The organism is Sphingobium xenophagum NBRC 107872, from assembly GCF_000367345.1.
In the GTDB taxonomy this organism is placed as follows: Bacteria; Pseudomonadota; Alphaproteobacteria; order Sphingomonadales; family Sphingomonadaceae; genus Sphingobium; species Sphingobium xenophagum.
In genome coordinates, this window is sequence record NZ_BARE01000039.1 from 39,575 (window position 1) to 45,695 (window position 6,121).

Consider the following 6,121-nt stretch of genomic DNA (forward strand, 5'->3'; position numbering starts at 1 on the left):
CATTGCTCCATCCCCGTGCATAGCGGCGGAAGCTAGCTGGCTGTCCCTCTTTGTCCCCCGGCCTGCAACAGGGCATCGGCCAGAACTTCCGGAACGGAAAGAAACGGCGAGTGCCCTGACTCGATCGATGTGACGGAAAGGCATGGAAGCGCGGCTATCATGGCTCTCTGCGTTTCGACAGGCACCGCACGATCGTTGACGCATTCGACATAATGGCGTTCGACACGTCCGAACCGCTCCGCTGTGGTCGACACCGGCTGCATCCACGGGGCCAGGGCCTGCGGACGCAAGTTCGACCGGGCCCAGCCTGCACGGTCGGCGGCGACATCCTGATAGAGTTTGCGCGAGATGGCGTCCTCCAGCAGCGTCGCCGACAGGCCATCCTCGGCAACAACGAGATCCTCGATCGCAAGGCCGCCGGCGGCCCGCTGCGCCCAGTCCTGCATCGACTCGCCGTTCGCCGGAAGAAATGCGCACAGGTAGATCAGCGCGCGGGTCTTCTCGGGGAGCATCTCTGCGACATGGGTGATGACGAACCCGCCCATGCTGTGGCCCACCAGCACCACGGGCTCATTTTGAGCCCTCACCACCGCAGCGATCGCATCGGCATAAGCCGAAAGCGACACGCTGCCGACCGGCGTCTCATCATCGCCAAGCCCGGGCAAGTCGGGCACCACAACCTTGTGACCAGCTTGCTCCAGAAGAGGAACAACGAATGTCCAGGACCAGGCTCCGTGCCAGGCCCCGTGAACCAGAACGAAGGTGCTCATAGTTTGCCTCCCGCAATGGGGAGTGCAATCAGCAGTTTATTCATCATCCATTCTCCTGCTGGGGCCCGATAGGACATCCGGCTCGCCTGGCGTGCTTCAAGTGCGAACGCTGCGGAATGCGCGGCGCAACTCGTCGGTAAAGAGCGCCGGCTGCTCGAAGGCCGCGAAATGGCCGCCCCGTTCAACGTCGTTCCAGTAATAGAGATTCGGCCACATCTGCTCGGCCCATTCTTTCGGCGAGCGCGTGATCTCCTTGGGGAACATGCTGACGGCCATCGGCAACTCGATGGTTCCGAAATTGAAGGCTGGACCGTGTGGAAGATTCTCCCAGTAGATCCGGCCGGACGAGGCGGCAGTATTGGTAAACCAGTAGAGCGAAATATCGTCGAGCATCTCGTCGATGGACAAGGCGTCCTCGGGATTGCCGCGATTATCGGTCCATTCGTAGAATTTCTCGTAGATCCAGGTAGCGAGACCGACCGGACTGTCGGTCAGCGCATATCCGACCGTCTGCGGGCGCGTGCCTTCTTCCCGGAAATAGCCGACGCCCTCATCGGTGAATTTGGCGATGGTTTCGAGCGCGATCTTTTCCTGGGGAGTCGGGTTCTCCCTGGGCTTGCCGTCATAGACGAACGGCCAATTGACGTGGGCCGCAACCAGCCCCTGCGGCCGCTGAAGGCCGAGAACATGGGTGACGCCCGATCCCCAATCGCCGCCTTGCGCCACCCACCGCGTATAACCGAGGCGCTGCATCAGCGTCGCCCAGGCCTTCCCCGTCCTGGCCAGGTTCCAACCCGTTTCGGCCGGCTTGTCCGAGAAGCCGAAGCCGGGAAGAGAGGGCAGCACCAGATGAAAGGCGTCCTCCGGCGTTCCGCCATGCGCCGTGGGATTGGTCAGCGGGTCGATCACCTTCAGGAACTCGATCACCGAGCCCGGCCAACCGTGCGTCATGATCATCGGCAGCGCGTTCTCATGCTTCGAGCGGATGTGCAGAAAGTGAATGCCCAGACCGTCGATTTCGGTCCGATACTGGGGGATGGCGTTCAGCTTCCGCTCCACCTTTCGCCAGTCATACTGGTCGCGCCAATAGGCGACCAGCGCCTTCGCCTTGGCGAGCGGCACGCCCTGCGACCAGTCCGAAACGGTTTCCTTTTCGGGAAAGCGCACGCGTTCCAACCGGGCCTTGAGGTCCATGATATCCGCCTGGGGAACGGAAATCCGGAACGGCGCGATGTCGCTGGTGGCTTTAGGCAGCGCCACTTCGGCCTGCGCGCTACGTGCTCCGACGACAAGTGCGGCGGACGCGCCTGCCGTGCGTTGAAGAAAAAGACGGCGAGACGTCAGCGCCGCGTCAGATGAGTGATCAGGCAGGAGAGACATCGGGATTCCTTCACATTGTGCGGTGGCGACAAGCGCGGACCCTCGCGGACAGAGCAGAAGCAAGGCCTGCCGGGATCTGCCGCAGTTTGGTGTTTTGATCTTGCGCGCCTGCGAGCTTGATGCGCCGGTGACTATGCTCCCCTGCCAAAGCAGGGGAGCATAGCCGGGTTCAGGCGCTGTATCCGCCGTCCACGGGAACGATCGCGCCCGTGATGTAGCTGGCGGCCGGGCTCGCGATGAAGGCGATGGCCGCGGCGATTTCTTCCGGGCGGCCATAACGGCCGAGCGCAGTCGCCGCCTTCTGATATTCCGACAGCGGACCGTTAGACGGATTCATGTCGGTGTCGATCGACCCCGTGCCGATCACATTGACGGTGATACCCTTGGGCCCCAGGTCGCGCGATGCGCCCTTCGAATAGCCCTCGATCGCACGCTTGGTCGCGCTGTAATCGGCGATGCCCGGCCAGCTCGACCGTGCCGCCAGACCCGACGACAGCGTGATGATCCGGCCGCCTTCGCCCATTACCCGCGAAGCCTCGCGGATCGCGACGACAACCGCCTGGTAGTTGATCGCGACCTGACGCTCGAAGCGCGCCGTGTCGAGCGTATCCTGAATGGTGCCGGCCTCGAACACGCCCGCATTGTTGACCAGGATGTCGAGCTTGCCGAACCGCTCCACGACGGCGGCGATCAGGCCGACCACGTCGCTCTCCACGGTCTGGTCGGCCTTGAAGGCGACCGCCGAGCCGCCGGCGGCCTCGATCTTGGCGACCACTTCGTTCGCCTTGTCCTCGCTCGCCGAGTAGGAGAAAGCGACGGTTGCGCCCTGCGCGGCGAGTTCGAGAGCCGTGGCCGCGCCGATGCCGCGCGAGCCGCCGGTGATGAGGGCAATCTTGCCTGCCAGAACTTGTGTCATATGTTTCTTCCTTCGATGAATCCGGTTCGTCTGCCGCGATGGCGAAGCGAATGCGAACGCGGTTGACTGTGCGCGGCTCGGTTGCCGCAACGTAGATTTAGGGATAGCATTGTCGTTTATAAGGACATCAATTTTGAATTGATTGTTCAAAAATATGAACAATCTTGCCGCACCGGCTGCTAGGCGGTGAGCGCCGGGTTCAGCGTGTAAAGCCCGGTAAGGCTCGCCTGCGCGAGGATCGGCGCGCGCTCTAGCGCTTCGCGCACCGCACTGCCGTCCAGAACCGCGCCATCGGCGAGCGCAGGGGCGGCCAATGCGTAAACCGTGAAGACATAGCGATGGACGAGTTCGTCGTTCCACGGCGGACAGGGACCGTCGTAGCCATGATAGGTGCCTGCCATATCCGGATCGCCGGCAAACCAGCCGGTATAGGGGGCCGGTGAGAGGATGGTCGAAAACGTACGCTAAGCGTCCCGGCCTTGCTGGTGGAGCCGGAGCGGCCTGAACCGTTCACGGGGTTTGTCGATCTCGCCCCAAAGATAGTCGCCGGTCAGGCCGACATGCTCCCAGCCCAGCGGGGCGACGTGGGCGAGCAGTTCGTCGGACACGTCGACGCCGCTGCCGCGCAGATGACGGACGGCGCGGTCGAGATAGACGGTATTCCAGAGCGTCACGGCCGCGGTGGCGAGGGTCAGGCCGGATGCACGATGGCGCTGGTTCTCGAAGGTGCGGTCGCGCAGTTCGCCGAGCCGGTTGAAGAAGATGGCGCGGGCGAGCGCGTTGCGGGCCTCGCCCTTGTTGAGGATGCTGCCGGTGCGGCGCCGCTGGTCGGGATCGTCGAACCAGTCGAGCATGAACAGTGTGCGCTCGATCCGTCCAATCTCGCGCAGGGCGCGGGCGACCGGGTTCTGACGCGGGAAACCCGCCAGCTTGCGCAGCATGACCGAGGCGCTGACGGTGCCGGCACGGATCGAGGCGGCAAGGCGCAGGGTTTCGTCCCAGTTCTCCTCGATCGCGCGGAGGTTGACCGGCCCGGCGACGAGCGGGCGCAGCGTCGGCCACGGGTCGAGCGGCGACAGGCCATACAGCCGGCGCTCGTTGAGGTCGCGGATGCGCGGTGCGAAGCGGAAGCCGAGCAGGTGGCACAAACCGAAGACGTGATCGACCGCGCCGGCGGTATCCGTCGCATGTTCGCGGATCACCAGTTCGCTCTCATGGTCGAGCAGGCCGTCGAGGACATGCGCGGCTTCGCCGGCATTGGCGGCGATGACCTTGGTATGGAACGGCGTAAAGCGGTCGGTGACGTGGGTGTAGAACAGCACGCCGGGTTCGGTGCCGTAGCGGGCGTTGCGATCGGCGCGGGCCTCGCCCTGACCACCGGCGCGGAAGAACTGGCCGTCCGACGACGATGTGTCGCCCGGTCCCCAAACCGCCGCGAGGGGATGCGCGGTGTGGCAATCGACGATCGCCGCCAGCGCCGACAGGTAGGTTTCGTCGCGCACATGCCATTCCGCCGTCCAGCGCAGGCGAGGCAACGTCAGCCCGCGCGAACTTTCGGCCATGCGGCCCAGGCCGAGATTGGTCGCATCGGCGAGGATCGCACCCATCAGCGCGGATTGGTCGGAGGCGGAGGCGCCGCTGCGCGCATGGACGAAGCGGTCGGCGAAACCCGACCATGCGGCGACCTCGACCAGCAGGTCGGTGATGCGGACGCGCGGCAGCATCGCGTAGAGCCGGGCCTTCAGTGCATCGGCATCGTCGGAGGGAGAGCGCCGGATCGGCGAGATCAGCAACTGCCCGCGCTCGATTGTCACGTCGACCAGCTCGCCCGCCGCGGCTGCGCGTTCCACCTCCGTCATGCGCCGGACCAGTAGGGTGCGGCGCTCCTCATACCATTCGGGGAAGTCGGTCGGCACGGCCAGGCGCAGATCGCCGGTCGCGCGCATCGCCTCAAAAGTGGGCACGGGCAGCTGATAGTCGTCGAGCGTGCGATAGGCGCGGCTGCCGTCCACCCAGATGCTGCCCGACCCGAGCCGCTCGCGCAGATGGACGATCACCGCGATCTCGTAAGCGCGCCGGTCGATCGTCCCTTCCGCAGGCTGCACGACCTTGCGCCAGCGCGGCTTGATGAAGCTGGTTGGCACCCGCTTCGGCAGGGCCGATCGACCGTCGCGGTACATCGTGCGCAACACCTCGATCGCGCCGAGCAGCGGATCGCCCGACCGCGCGGTGCGGAAAGTGAAAGCGGCAAGAAACGTCGGGGCGAACCGCCGGACGGCGGTATAGCGTTCGACCACTTCCTCCAGCCCGTCGTCGGCCGAGCGCGTCAGGTCCTCGGCGAAGCGGATGCTGCGTTCGAGTTGCTCCCAGCCAACCTTGGCGTCGATCGTGCGGAAGGCATCGCGCCCACTCGCGCGAGCATCGACCAGAAGGCGACCGAGCCGGGCATGGAAGCGTGCGGTGTCCTTCAGCATCCGTGCCTGGCCGAGCAACCGATCGGAGCGGTTGCGGTCGGCGCGGCGGAACAGCGCGCCCACCATCTTCTCGACCATGACCAGTGCGGCATCAGTCAATCCCGCCTCCATCTCGATCATCGAGGCGATGAGCATGGCGAGCCGGCGCAGGCGTTCGAGACGTCGCAGGTGCTGGGCGGTGACGATACCGGCGGTCCGTGCGATGACGGCATAGCGGGCGGCATGTATACGTCGCGCCCTATCCGCTGCGATCCCGATGCCGCGCACAGCGTCAAGCCGTTCGATAATCCCTTTCAGGTTGGCGGCCGAAGGGGCTTCGGGTCATTCGCGTATCCACCCGAGCCGGGTGCGGCCGTGGTCGTCGGTTGCGATCAGATGTTCGAGCGCGGCTTCCTGCTCGGCCGAACAGTCGCGGATCAGGTTAGCATGAGCGGCCTTGCGCGCCCGTGTCCGCACGATAAGCGCGAGCCGTTCCAGCGTCGATGGTGCCGGCAGCACGATCCGGTCTGCGCGCAGGCGATCGACCATGCCGGCGACAATCGTCTCGCCCCGGTCGGTCGAGGCGGCGATCTCCGATCCGG

Annotated in this window: 4 protein-coding genes and 1 pseudogene; all 5 read right to left on the bottom strand. The window is 65.1% G+C overall.

Annotation, left to right across the window (positions count from 1 at the left end; all coding sequences use genetic code 11):
* Window positions 1–32: 32 nt before the first annotated feature.
* Window positions 33–770: an alpha/beta fold hydrolase gene (locus tag SX1_RS16385; RefSeq protein WP_019053858.1), complete on the bottom strand. Its 738-nt coding sequence runs from the start codon at window positions 768–770 to the stop codon at window positions 33–35.
* 96 nt (window positions 771–866) lie between these two features.
* The gene (locus SX1_RS16390) at window positions 867–2,030 is read right to left on the bottom strand and encodes an epoxide hydrolase family protein (protein ID WP_019053859.1); all 1,164 of its coding nucleotides are present in this window, start codon (window positions 2,028–2,030) and stop codon (window positions 867–869) included.
* A gap of 289 nt (window positions 2,031–2,319) precedes the next feature.
* Window positions 2,320–3,066 carry an SDR family NAD(P)-dependent oxidoreductase gene (locus tag SX1_RS16395; protein WP_019053860.1) on the bottom strand — a complete coding sequence of 249 codons (747 nt, stop codon included), beginning with the start codon at window positions 3,064–3,066 and terminating at the stop codon, window positions 2,320–2,322.
* Window positions 3,067–3,245: 179 nt separating this feature from the next.
* The gene (locus SX1_RS16400) at window positions 3,246–3,467 is read right to left on the bottom strand and encodes a YbhB/YbcL family Raf kinase inhibitor-like protein (RefSeq protein WP_019053861.1); all 222 of its coding nucleotides are present in this window, start codon (window positions 3,465–3,467) and stop codon (window positions 3,246–3,248) included.
* Window positions 3,468–3,530: 63 nt separating this feature from the next.
* Window positions 3,531–6,121, bottom strand: a pseudogene (locus SX1_RS22790) (Tn3 family transposase); the annotation flags it as partial.

What these genes read in the sequence shown, in the direction of transcription:
- SX1_RS16385 (WP_019053858.1), bottom strand. Translation starts at nt 770, where the DNA reads ATGAGCACCTTCGTTCTGGTTCACGGGGCCTGGCACGGAGCCTGGTCC.
- SX1_RS16400 (WP_019053861.1), bottom strand. Translation starts at nt 3,467, where the DNA reads ATGGCAGGCACCTATCATGGCTACGACGGTCCCTGTCCGCCGTGGAAC.
- SX1_RS16395 (WP_019053860.1), bottom strand. Translation starts at nt 3,066, where the DNA reads ATGACACAAGTTCTGGCAGGCAAGATTGCCCTCATCACCGGCGGCTCG.